16 protein-coding genes are annotated in these 23,728 nt (G+C 49.2%); 8 read left to right on the top strand and 8 right to left on the bottom strand.

Features of this window, described 5'->3' with window-relative positions:
• Positions 1-37: 37 nt before the first annotated feature.
• The 4 genes from AADH33_RS11475 (at position 38) to AADH33_RS11460 (ending at position 2,519) form a co-directional block, all read left to right on the top strand.
• Positions 38-625 carry a prepilin-type N-terminal cleavage/methylation domain-containing protein gene (locus AADH33_RS11475; protein ID WP_348548954.1) on the top strand — a complete coding sequence of 196 codons (588 nt, stop codon included), beginning with the start codon at positions 38-40 and terminating at the stop codon, positions 623-625.
• Positions 625-1,071, top strand: coding sequence for a type IV pilin protein (locus tag AADH33_RS11470; protein ID WP_348548953.1), 447 nt, complete (start codon positions 625-627; stop codon positions 1,069-1,071). Before AADH33_RS11475 ends, AADH33_RS11470 begins: the two co-directional genes overlap by 1 nt.
• A gap of 313 nt (positions 1,072-1,384) precedes the next feature.
• Positions 1,385-1,810, top strand: coding sequence for a pilin (locus tag AADH33_RS11465; protein WP_348548952.1), 426 nt, complete (start codon positions 1,385-1,387; stop codon positions 1,808-1,810).
• A gap of 238 nt (positions 1,811-2,048) precedes the next feature.
• Entirely contained in the window at positions 2,049-2,519 is a 471-nt protein-coding gene (locus tag AADH33_RS11460; RefSeq protein ID WP_348548951.1) for a pilin, read from the top strand.
• 90 nt (positions 2,520-2,609) lie between these two features.
• Here AADH33_RS11460 and fdxA read toward each other — a convergent pair whose 3' ends face one another.
• Positions 2,610-2,933: a ferredoxin FdxA gene (gene fdxA / locus AADH33_RS11455; RefSeq protein ID WP_011279554.1), complete on the bottom strand. Its 324-nt coding sequence runs from the start codon at positions 2,931-2,933 to the stop codon at positions 2,610-2,612.
• A gap of 204 nt (positions 2,934-3,137) precedes the next feature.
• On the bottom strand, positions 3,138-6,179 hold the full coding sequence (gene mutS, locus AADH33_RS11450; protein WP_348549988.1) for a DNA mismatch repair protein MutS: 3,042 nt from the start codon (positions 6,177-6,179) through the stop codon (positions 3,138-3,140).
• Between the two features lie 552 nt (positions 6,180-6,731).
• Between mutS and secA the strand changes: the two genes are divergently transcribed.
• Complete coding sequence (gene secA, locus AADH33_RS11445) at positions 6,732-9,533, top strand: preprotein translocase subunit SecA (RefSeq protein ID WP_348548950.1); 2,802 nt, start codon at positions 6,732-6,734, stop codon at positions 9,531-9,533.
• 248 nt (positions 9,534-9,781) lie between these two features.
• Positions 9,782-10,333 (top strand): hypothetical protein, encoded by a 552-nt coding sequence (locus tag AADH33_RS11440; protein ID WP_334221056.1) that lies wholly within the window; start codon positions 9,782-9,784, stop codon positions 10,331-10,333.
• 281 nt (positions 10,334-10,614) lie between these two features.
• On the opposite strand, the gene AADH33_RS11435 is transcribed toward AADH33_RS11440, so the two are convergent.
• From AADH33_RS11435 to AADH33_RS11415, 5 genes are all read right to left on the bottom strand, one after another.
• The gene (locus tag AADH33_RS11435; protein ID WP_348548949.1) at positions 10,615-11,256 is read right to left on the bottom strand and encodes a YsnF/AvaK domain-containing protein; all 642 of its coding nucleotides are present in this window, start codon (positions 11,254-11,256) and stop codon (positions 10,615-10,617) included.
• A 233-nt stretch (positions 11,257-11,489) separates the two neighbouring features.
• Positions 11,490-12,338 carry a PRC and DUF2382 domain-containing protein gene (locus AADH33_RS11430; protein WP_289056401.1) on the bottom strand — a complete coding sequence of 283 codons (849 nt, stop codon included), beginning with the start codon at positions 12,336-12,338 and terminating at the stop codon, positions 11,490-11,492.
• A gap of 404 nt (positions 12,339-12,742) precedes the next feature.
• Positions 12,743-13,924: a thiolase family protein gene (locus tag AADH33_RS11425; protein ID WP_348548948.1), complete on the bottom strand. Its 1,182-nt coding sequence runs from the start codon at positions 13,922-13,924 to the stop codon at positions 12,743-12,745.
• Between the two features lie 89 nt (positions 13,925-14,013).
• Positions 14,014-15,357, bottom strand: a complete 1,344-nt coding sequence (locus tag AADH33_RS11420; RefSeq protein ID WP_075101784.1) for a homoserine dehydrogenase — start codon at positions 15,355-15,357, stop codon at positions 14,014-14,016.
• Positions 15,358-15,629: 272 nt separating this feature from the next.
• Positions 15,630-16,481, bottom strand: a complete 852-nt coding sequence (locus tag AADH33_RS11415; protein WP_207970162.1) for a DsbC family protein — start codon at positions 16,479-16,481, stop codon at positions 15,630-15,632.
• 343 nt (positions 16,482-16,824) lie between these two features.
• Between AADH33_RS11415 and AADH33_RS11410 the strand changes: the two genes are divergently transcribed.
• Together AADH33_RS11410 and AADH33_RS11405 are read left to right on the top strand one after the other, a co-directional pair.
• The gene (locus tag AADH33_RS11410; RefSeq protein WP_348548947.1) at positions 16,825-17,901 is read left to right on the top strand and encodes an RNA-guided endonuclease InsQ/TnpB family protein; all 1,077 of its coding nucleotides are present in this window, start codon (positions 16,825-16,827) and stop codon (positions 17,899-17,901) included.
• A 470-nt stretch (positions 17,902-18,371) separates the two neighbouring features.
• Positions 18,372-19,298 carry a DUF808 domain-containing protein gene (locus AADH33_RS11405; RefSeq protein WP_348548946.1) on the top strand — a complete coding sequence of 309 codons (927 nt, stop codon included), beginning with the start codon at positions 18,372-18,374 and terminating at the stop codon, positions 19,296-19,298.
• A gap of 133 nt (positions 19,299-19,431) precedes the next feature.
• Here the strand turns inward: AADH33_RS11405 and AADH33_RS11400 are convergent, their stop codons facing one another.
• A complete protein-coding gene (locus AADH33_RS11400; RefSeq protein WP_348548945.1) occupies positions 19,432-23,547 on the bottom strand; it encodes an Rne/Rng family ribonuclease in 4,116 nt (1,371 codons plus the stop codon).
• Between the last annotated feature and the right edge of the window lie 181 nt (positions 23,548-23,728).

The raw sequence follows: 23,728 nt of genomic DNA, 5'->3' as shown, positions 1-23,728 counted from the left end.
GAGACTTCGTCAAGATAAAAGATAAGGGTGACAAAAGATGGCGGCAAACATAATGGCATATCGCTCATCAGTCGCGCGCCGCGTGGCTCAGGGCTTTACGCTTATCGAGCTGATGATTATCATTTTTATCATCGGTATACTAGCTGCCATTGCTATTCCTAGCTATCGGCGCTATGCAGTACTAAATGCGGAGCGTGACGTCCAAGCTAAGATGCAACAACTTCAAATAGAGCTGGAGCGATGGCGCAGCAGACAGCTTAGCTATCAAGGGTTTGCTCCGCAAAAAATAACTACTAGCAACGGTACTGCTACTCCAACTTATGTTTATGACGACAGACCAACCAATAAGACGATTTATGTCCCAAGTGGGAGTAACGCTAGTAATTACCGTTACCAGATTACGTTGGTTGATGGTAGAGACACCAGCAGCTCTTTGATAACTAGCGGCACTGATGTTGATACAGTCACAGGTCGCTCATGGAAAATGCTAGCTTCACCTAACAACACAGGTATCACTAAAAATGCTCACTATATGATGCTCGGCAGTAACGGTGTGCGTTGTCAAAGTAAGAATGAAGTAAAAATAGGCGATAAGAACTGCGGCACAGGCCAGAAGGAGTGGTAATGATCAACAGTAGCAAGCATACACAGAGTGGCTTTACTCTCGTCGAGATGATGATCGTCGTCGCTATCATCGGTGTGCTCGCGGCTATCGCTTATCCCAGCTATCAGCGCTATGTCATCAAGACCAAGCGGGTCGATATGATGACAGAGATGCAAAATATCGCCTCAGAGATTGAAAGTCGCAAGCTGGCACAGGGTAGCTACCGTGCTATCAGTGCGCAGATCAAAGCAGACTTTGCGACCGCCTATCCTCAGCAAGGTGCAGCGCTATATACGGTCGGCTTTACCCCTGATCCGCTCGCTTCTACGTGGATGATTACGGCAACGCCGAAGTCTGGTACGCAAATGGCAAGTGATGGCGTCTTGAGTCTTAATTATCAAAACATTAAATGCCGTACTATCGGTACTGAAAAAAAATGCGGCACTGGCAGCGAGTGGAATGACTAAAAAATAGTCTGGCAACTGACAATTATTGTCAGTTATTGTCAACGAAAGTGGCCACTATTGACATAAACTGACACTTTTAGGTATGATTAGCGTAACAATTAGTGTCAGTAGATAGCAGTATGGTAAGTATCTGCACGAAAATAGCGATAAGAATTGGGCACTTAGCATATATACCTACTGTGACTAATGATATTGGCACGCTATATGCATCTACTAGAGCACGAAAGACCAATACACTATATCCATTACATAACATAACGAGAGATAGCGCGAGCGAATATCCGTTATCTTTATCCCCTCTAAAGGAGTTCTTATGAACGCTCAAAAAGGTTTTACCCTAATCGAACTAATGATCGTGGTTGCTATCATCGGTATTCTAGCCGCAGTTGCTATTCCTGCGTATCAAAACTATATTGCTAAATCACAGGTATCTGTCGGATTAGCTGATATAACTGCTGGTAAAGTGAATACTGAGTCACAACTGGCCGAAGGCATAAGTGCTGCTATTACAACTCCAGCCGAGATTGGTTTAGCTGCTGACACATCAGCCTGTTCTGGCATTACTGCAGCTGTTGCTACAGATGGTGAGTCAACAATTGAGTGTACCTTACAAGGGGCTTCACAAATTACAGGTGAGACTATTACATGGTCTCGCACTGCCGATACTGCAGGTACTCCTGGGGTATGGACATGTGCTTCAACTGTGGACGGTAAGGTAAAACCTAAAACTTGCTCTTAATAAATGAAGTTTAGTCTGGATTTGAGCTTCTCAAGGAAAATTCTTTAAATAGTATTTTCTATAACTTCGCAAAGTTCGAAAACTTAACGAAATGTCCAGTGTATGCAAAGTCTGATTAAACGCAAAAAAGCCAAACGAATTGTTTGGCTTTTTTGCGTTTAATAACTGGCTAGTCGCCAAACCTAACTGGCACACTCTCTGCACCATAGCAATTATCACATCAATTGATAATAACGCTATGAAGTATCAATATAATACTGCCGCAAATCGTCATCTGACACAATCAGGCAGCGCACAATCCGGCTATACCTTGATAGAGTTAATGATCGTCGTCGCTATCATCGGTATCTTGGCAGCGACAGCGACCATCAGCTATCAGATGCAGGTCAGAAAGACCCAGATCATGACTGTTTATAAAGAAATAAATCAGTATCAAATGCCATATCGCACACTGATTGACAATGGCGCAGGGGTGACAGGTTTTAGTCCTCGTGGGCTAAATATGCCAGCCCAGACCAAATATTGTCAGTTTACCGTCACAGCACCGCTGTCTGGCAGTACGACAGCAAATGCTATTATTTGTCGTATTCAAAACCTGCCTTATTTGCAAGCGCAGACGCTCAGCCTTGATTATTTAGCAGATGGGACGTGGCAATGTCGGGCAAGTGCGGGTATCAAAGACGCATATTTACCACAAGCTTGTCAGTAGTTATGATAAAAAAACCACCGAATAGCCTCTGCCGCTCGGTGGTTTTTTATTGACGGGGTTTATCCCCGCATCAAAGTGCAATCAGGCTGCCTACTTCTCTAAATACTGAATCTTACCCTCGACGCCGTCCCATTTGGCGGCTTCTGGCATCTGCTCTTTCATCTCTGTGATGTTTGGCCATTTTTGCGCCAGCTCTTCATTTAGCTGAGTGAACATCTCTTGCCCCTTCGGCACCTCGTCTTCTGAGAAGATGGCATTGGCAGGGCATTCAGGCTCACATAGCGCGCAGTCGATGCACTCATCAGGGTCGATGACCAAAAAGTTTGGTCCTTCATAAAAGCAGTCCACAGGACAGACTTCCACACAGTCGGTGTATTTGCAAAGAATGCAGTTATCTGTAACGACAAAGGTCATAGTGATGTCTACCTGTTATTGATTTGGCTGATATGGTGCCTGTATCGTCAGCACCTACCGCGGCGAGTATGACGGCGATCGCGATACTCAATCGTCGCGGCAGTCTGCCTAATGATGCACCATAAGGGCTAGAGTAACTAAAAAACTAGATTGACTAAAAACAAGCCACATTTTAGCGCCTTTATGCTGATTTGACAATTCCCTTTAGTGACTAATGATATCCTTAAGATGATAGAGCAGATCATGCGCTTGTTTGGGTGTTAGGTTGTCAGGGTTGATGGCGGCCAGCTCGTCTTGCAAGCTAAATAGTTGATTTTGCTGTGGAATATCTACCGCTGCTTGCTCATGGCTTAGAGGGCTGGCCTCTATCGTGGTCAGCGGCTTTTGATTATCAAGCTGGCAATTATCCGTTCGCGACTTAGCTAAGTCGCTTTTGTCATCAACGCCTTGAGAGTCATCAACGTCTTGAGAGTCATTAACGCTTTGAGTATTCGCCACCATCGTTGGATGATCGCGCAAGTAGCGTTTGGCATCACCAATCACCGATGGCGGAATGCCGGCCATCTTGGCGACATGGAGGCCAAAGCTAGAGCTGGCCGCGCCATCACGGATTTGGTGCAGCAGTAGTAGTTGACCGTCGATTTCACTGGCGGCGACATGGACGTTACGAATACCTTTATTTTGTGCAGCCAATTGTGTCAGCTCAAAGTAGTGGGTGGCAAACAGGGTCAAGCAGCCGATCTCAAGCAGCCTGTTGACACAAGCGTGGGCGATGGCCAGCCCGTCGGTGGTGGCGGTACCGCGGCCGACCTCATCCATGAGCACCAGTGACTTATCGGTCGCTTGGTTTAAGATATTGGCCGTCTCGATCATCTCGACCATAAAGGTAGACTTGCCGCCTGCCAGATCATCAGCCGAGCCAATACGGGTAAAGATGCGGTCGATATCACCGATGCGCGCGCTGGCCGCTGGCACAAAGCTGCCGCAGTGCGCGAGCAAGACAATAAGAGCGGTCTGGCGCATGTAGGTGGATTTGCCGCCCATATTGGGGCCTGTGATCATCAGCAGGCGCTCAGGATGTCCTTCTTTAGTATTGGCACTGCCCAGCGCGCAGTCGTTGGCGACAAAGGCATGGGCGCGCGCAGGTTTGCTAGTGTGTTGGCTGGGGTTTTGGCTAAAGGTCTGCGTTGCGCCTTGCGCGGCTGGGCTGCTGGTATTGTCGGGGGTTAATGCCGCCTCGACCACCACATGGCGGCCTTGCTGGATGTCGATACTGCTCTGGTCGATACGGGTCTGGCTGCTGTTTTTTAACAAGTTGCCATCGTTTGAATCGTTAGTCATAACGGGACGTTGCCAATTATAAAGGGTCGCAAGCTGCGCCCAGTTGCTGAGCACATCTATTTGGGCGATGGCAGCGCTTAGCTGCTGCAATGCGGCCAAATGACTACTGAGTATCGTCAGCAGCTCATGATATAGCTGTTTTTCGCGAGCCAGTGCTAAGCTTTGTGCGCTTAGATATTCGGTCTCGACTTCCTTTAGCTCATCGGTGATAAAACGCTCACTACTCTTGAGCGTCTGTCGCCTGATAAAGTGCGCGGGTGCGTTTTTGGCTTGCATTTTGGGCAGCTCAAAATAAAAGCCGCTGACTTTATTAAACCCGACTTTTAGACTGGGTAGCTGGTTGTCCTGACGGGCGCGCGCGACCATCTCATCTAGTGTCACTTGGATATTGTCATGCAGGTGTGTGAGGCGATCAAACTCGGCGTCATAGCCTGCTGCCAGCATACCGCCATCGCGGATATGAGCAGGCGGCTCTGGGATAATGGCACCTTCGATCAGCTCGGCGACAGATTGTACCGCAGGTAGCTGCGCGGGCAGTTGCTGCATGAGCATGGCCAGCAGTCCTGCCTGCTCGTGATGGATGCCTGCTTGCTCTAATAAGGTGCTCAGCTGCGCGCTGCTGTTGATACCGTCCACCAATTTGCGCAAGTCTCGCGGTTTGGCGCTCATCAGGCCGATGCGGCTGGTGATGCGCTCGATATCACCGATGGCGCTTAGCGTGTCGCGTATATGGCTGACCAGTGAATTACTTTCTACATGCTGATTAGTATGTTTGTTTTCGCCAGACTGGCTGTTTATCTGCAAGAGACTGGCTATCGCATCTAAGCGCATATTGATACGCGCATGCTGGCGCAAGGGGCGTTTCATTTGTTGCACCAGCAGGCGACGTCCCATCGGCGTTTGGCAGTGACCCACGACCGAGATCAGCGATGTGCCGCTGCTACTGACTGGAGCAAACAGCTCAAGGTTTTGCTGACTACCGGCATCGATGATCAAGTAATCATCGCTAAACTCGACGATAAGCTGATTGACCTGCGGCACGTGACGCTGCTGGGTTTGCTGCGCATAATGAATCAAGGCGGCACAGCTAGACTGGCTAAGCGGCGCGTCATGGATACCAAGCCCATCGAGACGCTGCACCCCAAACTGCTGACAAAGGGTGTCTGCGGCATGGGCGCGATGAAAGTCATTGGCAGCGACTTCGATGATCGGACAGTCCAGGTGCTGTCGCAGCCATAGCGGCCAGTCGGTATCAGCACTGCCAGTAGCATTGCTTAGTGCTTCGCTGATGATACATTCGCTAGGGGCGAAGCGGGCGAGCACCGTCAGCATCTGCGTTTGTAGGTCATCGTAGTCATCATGATTGGCGCTCAGACTCTGAGTGGTCAAGGTGCCAGCGGCCAAGTCGAGCTGACTGACGGCGGCCTGTAGTGGCTGCTTGCTGTTTGCGCGCGGCTGGGCGGTATCGATTGCCACCACCGTCGGCGTGTGGTTGGGCGCGATCAGTGCGTCATCCGTGATGGTGCCTGCGGTCAGCGTTTTGACCACCTCACGGCGCATGATACCAGTGGCCTTGCTACTCTTTTTTTGTTTATCGCCCATCGCCGATGGGGCGGATGAGGGGCTGGCTGCATCGGTTGATGCGTCGTCCACTTGCTCACAGACGACCACTGTCTGACCTGCCGCGATGAGCCGCGCCATGTAGCTGTCGGCAGCATGAAACGGCACACCCGCCATGGCAATGGTATTGCCTGCCTTGTCGGTGCCGCGGCGCGTGAGCGTGATGTCTAGTATTTGCGCGGCGCGCTTGGCATCATCAAAAAATAGCTCATAAAAATCACCCATCCGGTATAGCAGCAGCGCTTGTGGATAGTTGGCTTTCATGGTTAGATATTGCACCATCATCGGCGTGTGATCGGCCAAATGATAAACAGTATCGCCGATAAGTAGCTGATCGGCGTCTGCAGATTTGGCAGCGCTTGCCTTGGATGAAGGCTGTTTGGCCGCGGTATCTGTTGTGGGCGCAGGATGGCTAATACGAGCGTGCGGGGCAGAGGTGTTGACGGTCATGCAGAGTCTCTTATGGTACTTAAATGGGTTTGCTTAGAAAGAATGCGTACTTTTTAGAATAAATCAGGGATGCAGGTTGGCAGCTATTTGCGTTTATTGATATCACCAAACAGCTGTTAAATTAAGGGTATAGGCGCTATTTTAACACGTTCAGCGCTGTTTTTACGTCGGCAAATATCTGCTCACAGCCCTTGTATCCATCAGCGTCATAACCATATATAATGACGGCACACTTAATTGGGCGATACTTAGTTAGGCGCAGTATCATAAAATAGCGCGCAGTATTAGATAAACTGCGCCGAGTGACGACAAGCACCCAGTAGGGTGCGACGCTAGGCATTGGCTAATGCGCACTAATTATCGAATATTTCCATAGGTCAAAAAATTATGTTATCAAAGATTATAGGCAGTGTGGTTGGCACCAAAAATGACCGCGAACTAAAACGCATGCGCCGCGTGGTCAGTAAGATCAACGCACGAGAGGCTGAGATACAAGCCCTGTCTGATGAGCAATTACAACAAAAAACTGCCGAGTTTAAAGCGCGGCACCAAAACGGCGAGAGCTTGGATGCGCTATTGCCAGAAGCGTTTGCTGTCTGCCGTGAGGCGTCATGGCGCGTCAATGGCATGCGCCACTATGATGTGCAGCTGATCGGTGGTATCACCTTGCACGAAGGCAAAATCGCCGAGATGAAAACAGGTGAAGGTAAAACCCTCATGGGTACCTTGGCCATGTATCTAAACGCTATCAGCGGCAAAGGCGTGCATCTGGTCACGGTCAACGACTATCTTGCGGCGCGTGATGCGGAGCTAAACCGTCCGCTCTTTAACTTTTTGGGCATGACCGTCGGCGTGATTTACTCACAGCAGCCGCCACAAGAAAAAATCGACGCCTATCAAGCTGATATCACGTACGGTACCAACAACGAGTACGGTTTTGATTATTTGCGTGACAACATGGTGTTTAGCCTCGCTGAGAAAAAACAGCGCCCGCTGAATTTTTGTATCATCGATGAGATTGACTCAATTTTGATTGATGAGGCACGTACGCCGCTGATTATCTCAGGGCAAGCCGAAGACTCTTCACGCATGTATGCGCTGATTAACACTATCATTCCACGGCTTAAGCGCTCAAAAGACGAAGAAGCCAATAAAAATAACGAAGATGAAGATTTTTGGATTGATGAAAAAAACCGTCAGATTGAGATTAGCGAAAAAGGCTATGAAAAAATCGAGCGTTTTTTAACAGAAGTCGGTGAGCTTGGCGAAAACGAGAGCTTGTATAGCCCAAGTCGCTTGCCGCTGCTCGCGCACGTCCAAGCCGCCATTCGCGCCCATCATGTGTTTGTCAAAAACGTCCACTATATCGTTGATGACGGTGAAATCATCATCGTTGATGAAAACACGGGCCGTACCATGCCCGGTCGCCGCTGGTCAGAGGGCCTGCACCAAGCGGTAGAAGCCAAAGAAAACGTCGAGATTCAGGCAGAAAACCAAACGCTTGCGACCACAACTTTCCAGAACTATTTCCGTCTTTATGACAAACTCTCTGGTATGACGGGCACGGCCGATACCGAAGCGGCGGAGTTTAAATCCACGTATGATTTAGACGTCGTCGTGATTCCAACGCACGAGCCGATCGCCCGTATCGACATGGACGATCAGATTTTCTTGACCAAGCTTGGTAAATACAAAGGCATCATCCGCGAGATCAAAGAGATTCAGGCCAAAGGTGCGCCGGTACTGGTCGGTACAGCGACGATTGAGGCCAGCGAAGAGTTGTCTTATCTGCTCGATCAAGAAGGCATCAAACATAACGTCCTAAACGCCAAGCAGCACGAGCGTGAGGCAGAGATTATCGCGCAGGCAGGTAGCCCAAAAGCGGTGACCATCGCCACCAACATGGCAGGCCGTGGTACTGACATCATCTTGGGCGGTAACTGGCAGTCGTTTATCGAAGACATCGATGCGGTCAGCCCAGAAGAGATGGCGCGCCTAAAAGCAGAATGGCAAGTCAAACATGACCAAGTCGTGGCCGCTGGTGGTCTGCATATCATCGGCTCTGAGCGTCATGAGTCACGCCGTATCGACAACCAGCTACGTGGCCGTGCCGGTCGTCAAGGTGACCCTGGCATGTCGCGCTTCTTTTTATCATTAGAAGATGACTTGATGCGTATCTTCGCAGGCGACCGCGTGGTCAATATGATGCGCGCCATGGGGCTAAAAGAAGACGAAGCCATCGAGCATAAGATGGTCTCAAAATCGATCGAAAACGCCCAAGGTAAAGTCGAAAGCCGCGACTTTGATGCCCGTAAAAATCTACTCAAATACGATGACGTCGCCAATGAGCAGCGTAAAGTCATCTATAGTCAGCGCGATGATTTGCTCGCAGAGATGGACTTAAAAGAGGCCATCGATGTCATGCATCATGAAGTCTATAATGCCATGATCGATCAGTTTATTCCGCCAGGCTCTATCGATGACCAGTGGAATATCGACGGCTTAGAAGACGAGCTAGAGGATGAGTTTAAAATCTCGATGCCGATTAATGATTGGCTGGATGAAGACCGCCGCCTAGATGAAGAAGGCTTGCGAGCCAAAATCATCCAAACGGCATTGGATCGTTATCATACTCGCCGCGAGCAAATGGGCGAAAAAGACGCCGCCCAGCTTGAGCGTCACTTTATGCTGCAAAGTTTGGACAAGCACTGGAAAGAGCACTTAACCCAGATGGACCAGCTACGTAAAGGTATCCATCTGCGCGGTTATGCACAAAAAAACCCAGAGCAAGAGTACAAGCGCGAGTCCTTTGAGCTGTTTCAGATGATGCTTGGTGCCATCAAGTCTGAGACCGTACAAGACTTATCACGCGTACACATCCCGACCAAAGAAGAATTAGAAGCGCTAGAGGCGCAGCAGCGTGAAAACGCCGCGCAAATGCAGATGCAATTTGAGCACAATGATGTCGATAACTTAGACAGCAACGCCGGTGCCGCGCAGCCACCAGCGCAAAACCGTAACCAAGCAGCAGGCGCGGCCGCCGCTGGTATGACGGCCGGTGCTGCAGGTGCGAATGCCAGTGCGAGCGCTGCTGGGGAAAACCCATATGCAGGCATGCATATCAGCCGTAACGCGCCTTGTCCTTGCGGCTCAGGCCTGAAGTACAAGCAGTGCCATGGCAAGATCTAAGCATATCAAGCAGTTTAAATGAGATGTTTACAGGCCCTTATCTTGCACAGATAGGGGCTTTTTGATGAATGAGATTAGGACATCAAGAAAGACACCAAGAAAGACATTAAGTGTCTTTTTTGGCTTGCAGACAGCCTCTAGAAGCAGGTAAATGCTCACTGTTTTTGTATGGATTGTTTACAAATTGTACATAGGCGCGCATTTAGGGACACGCTATAGTATTTAACATATTTGTTTTGGAGAGTGTGATGAACGTAGAATTATTAAAACAATTTCGAACCTCTGTCGTTTTAACGGGCTTATTGGCTGGTGTCATGACTGTCAGCGCTTGCCAAAAACAGCAAGAAACTGAGCCTAGCCTAGAAGAAAGCATCAGCGAAGAGCAATCTGTACCGATGTCTGCTGAGCCTGCCGAGCCAAATGATGTGGTAATGGACGCGCCAGCTGATGAGGTGGCAGATGATACGGTCGCGATGGTCAATAGTGGTGTCACTCAGATGACCTACTCATGCTCGCCAGCATTGGAGGTAAAAGCAACTTATAAAGACGCTGATAATCAAGTGGTCATCGAAACAGCCAATGGCACTGCGACTTTGACCAAAACCAATGATGCGAGCAACCCAGAAGTTTTCAATCTCGATACCGCCATCGATGGTGGTGTAGGGTTTGTACAGTGGCGTGTGGCGCATACAGAGCGTGAGACAGGTATAATGCGTACCGCTGGTGCCGATGCCGATAATGTCAGCACTTATGAATGTAAAAAATCAGCCGAGCCTAGCGCCGATGAGTCAGCTGCCTAACCACGCCGTCGTGATTTTATCATTAGACAGCTAACCAACTAAACAGCTAACCAGCAGTGAGAGCGAGTCTGCAGTCGATAATGACTAATACACTCATATGGTTATATTTATATTTTACGAATCCGCATTGATGATCGATACTGTACGCAAAAAGCAACGCTACCACAGCGTTGCTTTTTTTGTCGTATTGCCTTGTATTACCTTTATGTCGTCAGCTTACTTATCGTGGGCTTCTGATAAAGCTGTTAAAGTTGATGCACATTAAGATGCACCTATCGGTTTTATTTTGAATTGGCTATATCATCAGTGGCATCATGCTCATGAGCCAAAAACCCTTCTTCGGTGACATCAAGCTCTTCATGCTTCAAGGTCACCTGAATACTATCGGTATGGGTATGTGTGGTTTTATTGACATCAACTTCTTGAATGGCAAATGTCTCCTTGGTAATGGTGGCAACTTGACGAGATAAGACGATCTCGAGCGGTGCTTCATCGATTTCAATCTGCTGGCCATTGACCGTCACCACCGCTTTGCTATCTAGCGCAGGCTCGACGTGACGCAAAATATCTTTATCATCGTACTGACCTGATAGTAAGTCTTGGCTTTCGGCATCATGGTATTCAGTACGAATGGTAAGATATTCTTCTACCAGCTCTATTGGCACATCGATGGTCTTGGTGCGACGGTGCTTGGTCACTGTGACTTTGCCGACATCAAGACGCTCTTTGTTGACCACAGGGCGCTCTTCTAGCAGCTCTAAATGACCAACCTCTTGTGATGAGGGATGTCGGTCAGCTGCTGGATCTGTATCTTCGGCCGTCTGCGTGGTGTCTTTGTGAAGAGGAGTGACTGATGTAGAGATGCCATCGTCTTTCGATGGGGCGCGGTTGGAGTCGGTGACGGCATTAGGGTCAGTGGTCATTTTGATATCCTTATATTATGAAATACTATCAATGTCATGGCGCAAGATCGATATGCTATTTGGTGAAAGCCAGAAAAAAGGCCAGAGACATGCTCTGGCCTTTATTTGCTAAGTGACGCTGCCTCCTATCTTGTAGTGCAGGCATACTTAACTGTAAGTGGCGACTATGACTGGTGTGTTTGTTATATTATTATAACCAATCAGGGAGGCGGCCAGTATAAGGCTGTTGTGGATTACATACCGCGAGCACGGCGTACGTCTTCGGCAGTGATGTCGTCACGATTGACGATGTTGCCTTCACGGTCTACCACATTACCATCACGGTCAATGTCTAGCTCTTCGCGCTGAATGGTTTCGACGATCGTCTCAGTATGGCGCTCAGTCGTCTTACCGACGTTGACTTCTTCTGCCACATAAGTGTCTTTGCCCACGCGTGCGCGCTCTGCTTCTAGCTCGACTTCGATGGTTTCATTACCATCGACATCTCCGATGCGGCGATCTGTTGGACGATCGACATTGGTACGCTGGATATTGGCATGCTCTTCTTCTAGCTCGACATCGACGTTGCGCTCTTCTGTGACCACATGTTTACCGACTTTGACCAGACCTGCTACGATGCGATCTTTATTGACGGTTAGACGCTCTTCTAGTAGCTCTAGGGTGTTTGGTGCCTCATAAGCATGGTCAGCAATTTCCATACGCTCAGCTTCTGGCACGCTGTCTGCGACAAAGGCTTGACGGTCTTTTTCGTATTGCTCTTTATAGCTGTACTGATAATCATGGTCGTATACTTCCATCGCTTCGACTTGCGCTTCTGTTAAGCTATCGAAGAATACATCATCACCGACGATACGTGCCAGACCTGCTGGGACAAGGACTTCTTTTGAGCTAAACCAGCCGCCTACATCTACGATCAAATAACGGATACGGCCAGTAGTGTCCTCTACCAGTGCACCTTCGATTTTACCGATTTTTTCTTCATTGACGCCATAGGCAGTCTTGCCCGTTGGGTCGTAGTAGTCATCACCGATTAGGTCGCGGTGCGTGGCTTGGATGTCTTTTAAACGGATTAGCTGGCTCATTATTGTCTTCCTTTTTTATGAGTTCATTATTGATTATTAAAATGACAACGTTTGGTTAAGTCATTGAATGTTACCTCGGCAGTTGCTACCTCAACTTGTAATTATCGTAACACCCTGATTTTAGATGAGATATATAAGCAAGGTAGCAAAGTGTGCGCTTGAGGTAATGACGTGTAATAGGCTGTAAGTGTCATAACAGAGTAAGGGGTACAAGTTAACGCGTTTTTACACGGTGCAATAATTTGGCTATTTTAGGAAATGACAAACACAAAAAAAACCGCAGAGCATATCGCCGTGCGGTTTTGATACATTTAAGAGCTTTATATATTAAAGAATAAGCAGCCTGACTGCTATTAAGGCTTATATTAATCTAAATATTGCCTCTATCATCAGGCAGCTGCTGATTAAGCAAGCTCGATGGCTACCGCCACGGCTTCGCCGCCACCGATACATAAGGTCGCCACGCCTTTTTTGCCGCCTGTACGCTTAAGTGAATTGATCAAAGTGACCAAGATGCGCGCGCCAGAGCATCCAACTGGATGACCAAGAGCACAAGCGCCGCCTTCGACGTTGACGTTGGCATGGTCAATGTTTAGCTCATCCATCGCCGCCATCGTGACCATAGCAAAGGCCTCATTGATCTCCCAAAGATCGACGTCTGCAATCGTCCAACCAGCTTTTTCTAGAACCTTTTCAATCGCCCCAATCGGTGCAATGGTAAACTCGCTTGGATGACGAGAGTTAGACGCGGTGGCGATGATACGTGCTTGATAGCCACGACCTTCTTCTTTGGCTTGTAATTCTTTCATCAACACGACTGCTGCTGCACCGTCTGAGATTGAGCTGGCGTTTGCGGCGGTGATGGTACCGTCTTTGGCAAATGCTGGGCGCAGGGTAGGGATGCGCTCGGCGTTGGCAAGACCTGGCTGCTCATCGGTATCGACCGTTTGCTCGCCCTTGCGGGTTTTAAAAGTAACGGGTTCGATCTCGTCTTTAAAGTGATCGTCTTTGATTGCTGTCAGCGCACGATTGAGCGATTCGATGGCAAACTCGTCCATTTGCTCGCGTGTATAGCCTTTTTCGTCAGCCATTTCTTGGGCAAACATGCCCATCAGCTTGCCCGTTTCTGCGTCTTCTAAACCGTCTAAAAACATATGGTCTTTGACTTCTTTGTGTCCCATACGGTAGCCTGCGCGCGAGCCTGGCATGATATAAGGAGCGTTGGTCATCGACTCCATACCACCTGCGACTGCGACCTTAAAGCTGCCCGCTTTGATGCCATCGTGAGCCTGCATGACCGCTTTTAGGCCTGAGCCGCACAGTTTATTGATAGTGACCGCGCCTGTCGCATCAGACAAGCCGGCGTTGCGCATCGCTTGGCGGGCAGGACCCTGACCTAAGCCTGCTGTCAAAATACAGCCCATAATGACTTCATCAATACTGTCGACATCGACACCTGAGCGCTCGACAGCGGCTTTGATCGCCGCCCCGCCAAGCTCGGTTGCGCTCACATCTTTTAGCGAGCCTTGAAAACCGCCCATAGGAGTACGGGCACCGTTTAAAATCACAATTGCATCATTTGACATCGTTATTATTCCTTTTTACGTATTTAAATGAACGTGTGGCACTTTTTGGCCAAACGCTGACAGGCTAGCAGCTATCCATCTTGCTGTTTTTACGCTAGCTCATCTAGGCGAATGCGTACTACTTTATCAGTAATTGTGTCTAGTTTTTCGATTTTTTCGATGGCCAGATTCATGCGGCTCTCAACCACAGGCAGCGTCAAGATAATGACAGGCACCTGACCAACCTTGTGCGCCGGTTTTTGCAAAATCGCATCGATATTGATACCTGCATCGCTGAGGATACGCGTGATATCGGCCAGCACTCCTGGGCTATCATAAGCATGGACGCGCAAGTAGTAACCCGTGGTCATCTGCTCAGCGCGTAGGATCGGTGTGTCAGATAGTTGCTCAGGGATAAACGCGAGGTGCGGCACATGGTGACCGTTGTTGCTTGTATCGTCGGCATCCTTGCTACCTAACACACGTACCAAGTCCATGACATCAGCCATTACCGCCGACGCGGTCGCGCCTGCACCGGCGCCATCACCGCAGTACAAGGTCTGCCCGAGTGGGTGTGAATTGACCAAGACTGCGTTTTTTACGCCATTGACATTGGCCAAAAGAGCGTCTTGCGGGATGAGGGTCGGATGGACGCGCAGCTCGATACCAGTCGCAGCATCGTCGCCTGTGCCATCACGGCGCACCGCAAAACCTAAATGCTTAATGCGATAGCCCAGCTCTTCGGCATAGTTGACGTCTTGTAAGGTGATATCTGTGATGCCTTCGCAATAGACCTTATCAAACTGTAGCGGGATGCCAAAGGCGATAGAGGCCAGTAAGGCCAGCTTATGCGCCGCATCGATACCCTCGACATCGAACGTTGGGTCGGCTTCGGCATATCCTAACGCTTGGGCTTCGCTCAGTACATCAGCAAACGGACGACCCTTATCACGCATTTCTGTCATGATAAAGTTGCCCGTGCCGTTGATGATGCCGGCCAGCCACTCTACTTTATTGGCTGCCAAGGCTTCACGCATCACTTTGATGATTGGAATACCGCCTGCGACTGCTGCCTCGTATGCCACATGGACATGGTGTTCTTCTGCAAAAGCAAAGATCTCATTGCCGTGTTCGGCGAGTAAGGCTTTGTTTGCGGTGACCACATGCTTACCGTTTTTGATGGCATGCATGATGACTTCGCGGGCGAGTGTGGTGCCGCCGATCACCTCGATCACGATGTCGACATTGTCGCTTGCCGCAATTGCCATCAAGTCACTGCTTTGCATAATATTGGGATCAATATCATCACGATGACGGCGCGTACCCACTTCGGTAATGGTAATGTCTTGGCCGCTGCGGCGTTTTAGCTCATCTAAATTGTCATTGATTAGATTGATCACGCCCGTTCCGACGGTGCCTAGACCAAGTATCGCTAGTTTGATGGAATGACTCACAGTATCCTCAAGAGGTTAAATATAAGACGCCCAGCATAACACTGCTATCAGATAAATGCGCTGGTCGTATCGAGCATACGGTGGGCGCAAATGTCGTTTTTGATAGGGCTATCAAGGCGTCATTATCGTTGAATAAAAAAGACTCACATTGATGTTTACACTACGGTTGTGTTGCTGATGTTTTATGACACTTCATCGTATCATACCGACATGCAGTTGTGACGTCCACCCAAACTGACTGTCGCCAAAGTCAATGATATAAAAGCAGCGTGCTAGCTGGCGTCAATCGCTGTTTGTGCCAGCTGCTCAGCCGGCAGATAGCCACCGATTTGCTGGCCAGACTCCGTAAAGATAGCTGGCGTACCGCGCACGCCCAATCTTGCGCCTAATGCCATATGCGCTGCAACTGGGTTTTCGCAGCTAGGCGCTTGCACGTTGGCGCCCATTTTTGCTTGGTTCATAGCGGCATGGCGATCTTGGCTGCACCAGATTGCCTCCATTTTGGGTACCGATGCTTGACTACGAGGCCACGCCAAATAACGCACTTCGATGCCGCGCGCATTGATATCAGCCATCTCTTCATGCAGCTTGGTGCAATAAGGGCAGTCGGCATCGGTAAACGAGTAGACCACCGCTTTGGTCTCACCCTTGGCTGGGTAAATAATCAGCTCATCTTTATCGACTGCTTGCAATGCTTTTTGGGCGGTATTGGCCACCAATGCGGCGCTGATATCGACCGGCGCGCCGTCACCGACCGCGATGATCTGACCTTGAATGATGTGCTTGCCCGACTTATCCGTAAAAAAAGACGGCAGCCCTTCAGCGGTCGCCCAATAGATACCGTCCATATCTGTCGGTACGGCTGAGAGGATAGTCTCCTCGATCCCCGAGGTTTTTAGGTTTTCTTGCAACGCGCTGACCACCGCTGCATCACTCTCTGCCGATACTGTCTTGGTATTTGCCTGAGTGCTATTGACCACGCCGGTGTTGCTGGTGGCATCGGCGGCATTGTTTGAGCAGCCAGCAGCAATGGCGACCAATAACGCCCCCATCATAAAGCGTGATAGGCGGGTTTTGCGAAATCCAATGACAGCGTGGGCTTTTTGGGTGATGGAGGATGACATATAGGTTTCCTGTAGGCATTGCGCCTAATCATAAATGCGTCGGCATAAAACAAATAAACGCTATCGCGTGCAGTATGAGGCAACGTGAGAAAACTGCCGCCATCATGCCAGACTGTGATCGCAGATATAGCGCTTATCAATGAAAGTTAAAAGGTTCAATATAAAGGGGTTTTTCTCTCAAACGAGAAACGTCCCCACTTGATAATGCCGCTTATCTTAACATATTTATGATCCAGCGCCTTATATTCACATCCTTCTAGAGCGTGGATATCAGGCGTCAGCCATTGTCGCCCAGTATGGCGAACCCCTTGATACCCAACTGCATTGAGATCATAATTATTCCATGAAAACGCTCAAGCTACGCATCAAAGACAAACACGCCACTCAGCTCAATATCTTGGCTGGTGCGGTTAACTTTGTCTGGAATTACGTCAATGAGCTTAGTTTTAAACACCTTAAGCGCACAGGTAAATTCTTTTTAGCTTATGATTTGGCCGCTTATACCAAAGGTAGTGGCGAATATCTAAATCTGCACAGTCAAACCTTGCAAGCGATTAGTGAGGTTCACGCTAAATCCCGTAAACAGTGTAAAAAAGCCAAACTCAACTGGCGTACCAATAATCCAAAGGCCAAGAGAAGAAGCTTGGGCTGGATTCCGTTTAAAAAGACCGCTATTAAGCACTTAGCAACCCATCAATCAGGCAAGAAAAGCCTTAAATCTACTATTCAGCTAAGCCTTGCTAAGGGTGAAAAGCTAATCATTGATATGTGGGACAGCTATAACCTCTCGCTCTATACCATCAACACCTGTGAGCTGGTACAAGATGCACGAGGCAGATGGTATGCCTGTATCACCGTTAAAGAGTTTCCAAAGATTAAGTGCGGTACTGGTCAAGTCGGTATTGATCTAGGCTGCAAAGATTCAGCAGTCAGTAGCGATGGCGATGTTCTAACCACTAAGCTGACCCATCAATATGCTGAAAAACTGGCCATTGCTCAAAGAGCTAAAAACAAAAAGCGGGTTAAGGCGATTCACGCCAAGATTAAAAACACCCGTCAAGATCTGATCCATAAATTCACATCAAAGCTTGTTAAGGCCAACAGCCTAATCGTTGTTGGTAAAATCAAATCAACATCATTCACTTCATCCAAACTGGCCAAATCCGTCTATGATGCTGGTTGGTTTGAAATAAAGCGGCAACTGGATTACAAATGCGCGAACGCAGGTTGCCACTATATCGAAGTCAATGAAGCGTACAGCACCCAAATCTGCTCGTGTTGCGGCTCTCGCCAAGACAGTCCGAAAGGTAGATCAGGTCTTGGTATAAGAGCATGGTTTTGTCGTTCTTGTAAAACGACCCATAACAGAGATGTTAATGGAGCAAAAAACATTCTCGCGGTCGGGCTTGGCCGTCTTTAGTAGGAATCCCCTCACTTTAGGGAGGGGAGGAAGTCAAGATAAATAATAGCCATAGCTGAGCAAGCCTAGCGATGGTCAGGTACGGCGATCTTATATACTTCTATGACGGCGCTAAATAAACACCAGCAGCACGTGGCACATAGTAGTTGTTATGTCCGTTTTATTTGGGGCTGATGATATCTAAAATGACGTCATCGCGATGTTGAAAAACATAACGTTTATACACCTAAATTCAAAAAACAAGATACATTTGTACTATGTAATATCAAAGCTTGGCTAGTTAATATCAATGTTTAGCTACCGTGCTGAGCCACAACATCTGGTTATGATGTCTGATCGTGATGTTCGAGCAGATAGTCTACTGCTAATGGCATTGTTTTTGCTAAAAATTTATATAAATTCTTTGTATATATCCCCTTAATATTATTTATTTCAATCACTCACTTCAATGATTGCGCTAAGGAGCCCACATGGCAGGTGCCAGTTTATTAACCCTACTCGATGATATCAGTGTGATATTGGATGACGTCTCCGTCATGACCAAAGTCGCGGCCAAAAAAACCGCGGGGGTGCTGGGCGATGATTTGGCGCTAAACGCAGAGCAAGTCACGGGAGTCAAGGCCAACCGCGAGTTACCAGTGGTGTGGGCAGTCGCCAAAGGCTCTTTTGTCAATAAGCTAATATTAGTCCCAGCGGCACTTATTATTAGTGCTATTTACCCGCCTTTAGTGACATTTTTATTGATGTGTGGCGGGTTGTTTTTGGTTTATGAAGGTGCAGAAAAAGTCATTCATCGATTTTGGCCGCATGCTTTGCCGCATGATGAAGAGCAAAACGCTCGCCGGCAGGCCAATGCCGATGAAACCGTGGACTTGGTCGCCTTTGAAAAAAACAAAATCAAAGGGGCGATACGGACCGATTTTATTTTATCAGCTGAGATTATCGTCATTGCCTTAGGGTCGACAGCGAGTGCCACGTTGTTGGAGCGCAGCCTAGTATTGTCCATCCTTGCCATCGCTATCACCATCGGTATTTATGGGCTGGTGGCAGGTATCGTCAAGATAGATGATGCTGGTTTGCATTTGATGGAGCAAGAAAGCAATTTTAAACAAAAACTTGGAAAAGTGATGTTTGCTGCCGCGCCAAAACTGATGAAGTTTCTTTCTATCGCCGGTACTTTAGCGATGTTTTTGGTCGGTGGTGGTATCTTGGTGCATGGCATTGGCTTTTTGGACCACGGTGTCGAGGACATCGCCCATTTGACGGGTATCTTTGAGAGCGTGACCACCGCTATTTTAAATGGAGTTATCGGTTTTATTATTGGTGCTGTTATTGTTGGGATTTTTACTATCGTTGGCAAAATGCGCGACGACGATACAAAATCAGCGACGCACTGAGCTTGAATGAAAAGCGCTAAACAGATAACGCATTACTCAGCAAAGTGAAGAAAAATAAAAGCCCCGATAGTGAACTATCGGGGCTTTTGAGTATTTATGCTTGTACTGTTTTTAATAATACAAGCGACGGTGATTAACTGTCTGCTTGCTTATCGGCATCCTCAGCGTCTGGCTTTTCAGCTTGTGTCGGCTTTTTGTGCTCAGTCTTCGGCTTACGACTGCGCGCCTTAGGAACCTTGGGCGTGGTCAAGTTAAACATGCCAGTCTGTGGCAATAACTGCTCGGCCACATTTTCAATCATGTTTTTATAACTGGCGATCGTGGTTTTGGACTTGGCCGCTTGGCTGTCTTCCTTTTCTGCGCCTTTGTCTGCGTCTTTAGACGGCGCCTCTGACTCAGATGTATCGCCTTGCTGAGCGACTTCGCTGTCAGACTCAGCCGTCTTTGTGCGAGTATCGGCATTGTCAACATGATCAGCTGATGAACTAGTAGCAGGCGCCACGTTTTCATCGGCTTTTAGCAGTTGCTCACTTTCAGTGCTGACATTGTCTGCCTGTGCTTGATTGGCTAGGGCAGTTGCATCGACATCATGAGCGTCCACCTCGTCTGCCTGATAATCAGGATGCTGACCACGGGGGTCATTGCTAGCGCGTTTGCCGATCGCTCGCGGCGCGACTGCTGTTTTGCCTTGGGTGGTCGCAAACTGACTAACGGCCTGAGTCATCGCCTCAAAGCGCGCCAGATAGTCTGCCGCCAATGGCTGGTAGCCATAGTTGCTAAAGTCAAAGTCTCGAGCTTGAACGTCAGCAACTGGCCGCTGTGCTTGTGGCGCGGTGTCAGCAGATTTTGCTTGCTGTGAGTGTGCTTCGATAGCTTCGATAAAGCAGCGGATCACACCGTCATTTTTTAGACGGCTCTCGGCATCGGTGAGTGCTTGACGCACAAAGTCACCAACGCTACCACTTACCGTTGGTACAGGTGTTGCCGATTCTACCGCTGGCTGCTGAGTGGGCTGTGCCTGCTGACGACGCACGACACGAGGGTCGTTACTGGCCTGTCCAAATTTCTGAGCGGTGACGTAACGGTTGGCAAACAAGGCATCATGCGTGAGCAAGGGTGCTGCGCCAACATCCACACCGGCTTTATCCGCAGTAGGACTGCTTTCGGCACTTATGCTCTGTGTGCCTTTGGCAGTGGCGTGCGTCTGTTTTGCAGAGCTGCCATGTGTATTGCTGGTATCACGGTTACCCGTATTTGCCGCGGTGTCCTGCGACTTGGCAGCAGCGCTATCAGCCGGAGCGGGGCTCTTCGCAGCTGATGGCTCATCGGCGGTCGGCTGTTTAGCAGTTGCCTGCTCATTAGCGGTTACCGTTTTGCTGTGCACCGCTTTATCACCGCTGGTATCTGCCTGCGCCGTAGAGCCGTTTTTACCAGATTTCTCTGCGCTTTGGCGATTTGCTGACTGCTTATCGACAGGCAATTTTTGTGAATCGCTTTTAGCCGTAGCTGCTTGATCAGCGTTTGTTTTGCTCGCAGTATCGTTTGCTGTACTGTCATTTGCTGAATGGGGCTTGTCAGCAGATGAGCGTTTGGCAGAGGCCGGCTTACTATCATCTAAGGATAGATGCACCACTTCTGGCGATTTTAGCACTGCTGGGGCTTCGTTGACCTGCAGCATGACCTCGTTTGGGTCTTGGTTACGGCGCGTGTTCGCGGCGTGTTTGTTGGTGTTTGCGTCGCCGTTTTTGCCAGAGGGCTGCTTGACGCTATCAGAGGTAAGCGTCTCACCGCGCTCTAGCTTGCCACGTGAGCCGCGTTGGCTGTGCGACTTACGTTTATTGAGCGGCTGCTCGTCTGCTGCCTTATGCTCACTGGTGCTGCTATCCGTATTATGACGCTCGCCAGTATCGCGGCCGTTATCTTGGCGGTTGTGGCGACTGCGCTCACTGCTACGTCTGTTGTCTTGCTGACGTTTGTTTTGCTCCTCATTTGCGCTTTCGGCGGTATCGGAGCTGCTTTGGGTCTCAGCGCTTGCGTTTTGATTACTCTCGCTATTTTGCTCTTTGCGTTGACGCGGCTTAGCAGAGCGAGACTTACGTGATTTGCGTCTTCTTCTGTCGTCGCTGCTCTCTTCGTTTTTATTGTCTGAGCTGCGACGCGCTTGCTGGCGGTTGGCGCTGTCTGATTTGCCATCGGTCTGCTGTTCAGGGGCTTGTGAGGTTTGCTCGGTGCTCGTGGTACGGCTTTCGGTACGGCTTTCGACACTAAGCGCGCTGTTATCGATTTGACCAAAGGCGCCTAAGCTTTGTGCGCCAGTGTTGACCAAGGCTTCGATTGCTTCGGCAGCATCACGGCTGCTCACGGTAGGCGTGGTTGATGCTTGCGGTGCCTGAGCAAACAGGTTGGATAGCCAAGCAACGGCTTGCGGCTGGGCGGCGGTCACACTCGCTGACGGCGTGGCTGCTGGTTGAGGCTTATCCGCTTGCGGCGCGCGCGTCGCGGTGTTGGTGCTGTTGTTTTGATGACGATCTTTTTGATGACGGTCTTTTTGATGGCGTTCGCTTTGCTGCGCGCTGTTGTTTTGCGCTTGTGCAGGAGCGTTTGACGGTGCTTGGGCGCGGCTTTTGTTTTTCTGTGCTGCGCTTTTGTCGCTGCTTTGGCGCGGCTGACGCGTTGGCTGCTGCTCAGGGCGTTCGTTGTCCGCCGTTTGCCAGTCAACGTCGTAGCCAAGATCGCTATACTCTTGCTGCTGGGTATCAGTGATACGCTCGTAGCTGGATGGGGCAAAACCATCGCGGTTGAAGTGCAGCTTAAAGTTGGGTGACTCAAGATGCGCGTGCGGCAAGATGGTGATACGCGTGCCGCTGTCTTGCTCGAGATAAACCAAGCTGTCGCGTTTTTCGTTTAACAAAAACGCCGCGATATCGGTCGGTACTTCGGCCTGTACTTCACCTTGACGCTCTTTTAGGGCGATCTGCTCGATTTGACGCATGATTGACAATGACAATGAGCGCAAATCACGAATCATACCGTTACCATGACAGCGCGGGCAGATATAGCCGGTTGATTCTTCAAGTGACGGACGCAAGCGCTGACGGCTCATCTCCATCAAGCCAAACTTGGAGATATCACCGAACTGCACGCGGGCGCGGTCGTATTTGGTCGCATCAATCAGACGTTTTTCGACTTCTTTTTGATGCTTATTGTCATTCATGTCAATAAAATCAATGACAATCAAGCCACCCATATCACGTAGGCGTAGCTGACGGGCAATCTCGTCAGCGGCTTCTAGATTGGTGTGATAGGCGGTTTCGGCGACGTCTGAGCCTTTGGTTGATTTGGCGGAGTTGATATCGATAGAGACCAGCGCTTCGGTTTGGTCAATGACGATAGAGCCACCTGAGGGCAAGCGCACTTCGCGCTGATAGGCCGTCTCGATTTGCTTTTCGATATTAAAGCGCGAAAACATCGGCTCATAATCGGTGTATTTGCGCAGCTTTTCAGCTTGTTTTGGCATCACTGCATCGATAAAACCTGCCGCTTCGATATAGGCGTTTTCGTTATCGATCCAAATCTCAGCGATATCGTCACGCAGATAGTCACGCACCGCACGGGTGACCACGCCAGCTTCTTGATGCACTAAGCGCGGCGATGGGTATTTTTTATTCTGCTCTTGGATGGCTTGCCAGATGTTGAGCAAGTGATTGAGATCGTGCTGCAAGTCTTCTTGGGTTTTGCCGATACCAGCGGTACGGATGATGACACTCATACCTTTTGGCAAGTCAAGATTGCCTAGCATGCGCTTCATGTCTTCACGCAGCTTGCCTGATATTTGGCGGGAGATACCGCCGCCACGAGGGTTGTTGGGCATCAGTACCAGATAACGGCCAGCGAGTGATACATAAGTCGATAGGGCTGCGCCTTTATTGCCGCGCTCTTCTTTTTCGACCTGAACGATTAGCTCGTCGCCTTCTTTGATGAGCTTTTTGATGTTTTCATCACGTGGGTTGCCGCTTAGATACTCAGCAGAGATTTCACGAATCGGCAAAAAGCCCTGACGCTGTGAGCCGTATTCGACAAAAACCGCTTCAAGCGATGGCTCGACACGGGTCACATGACCTTTATAAATGTTGGATTTTTTTTGTTCGCGGGTGCGGTTTTCTAGATCAAAATCGTATAGATGGTTGCCTTTACAAAGGGCGACGCGAATCTCTTCGTTTTGAGTGGCGTTGATCAAAATGCGTTTCATATTTTATCCTATGAGTACGCATAACGACGACTAAGCTTGGACTTTAGGAGGTGCCGGCAAGTGCTGCAAATGGCGACATCGGCGGCAGATATGGTGACCGGAGAACATAAGCAGTCAGCCTCAAGGGCTGCTTTACGGTGATCTAAAGAGGCCAGCAGTGTCAGACAAGCTATATCAAACA

This window comes from Psychrobacter sp. KFRI-CH2-11 (assembly GCF_038239325.1).
Lineage (GTDB): Bacteria > Pseudomonadota > Gammaproteobacteria > Pseudomonadales > Moraxellaceae > Psychrobacter > Psychrobacter celer.
Note: the sequence above shows the minus strand (reverse complement) of the source record. Positions and strands in the feature narration are given on the sequence as shown.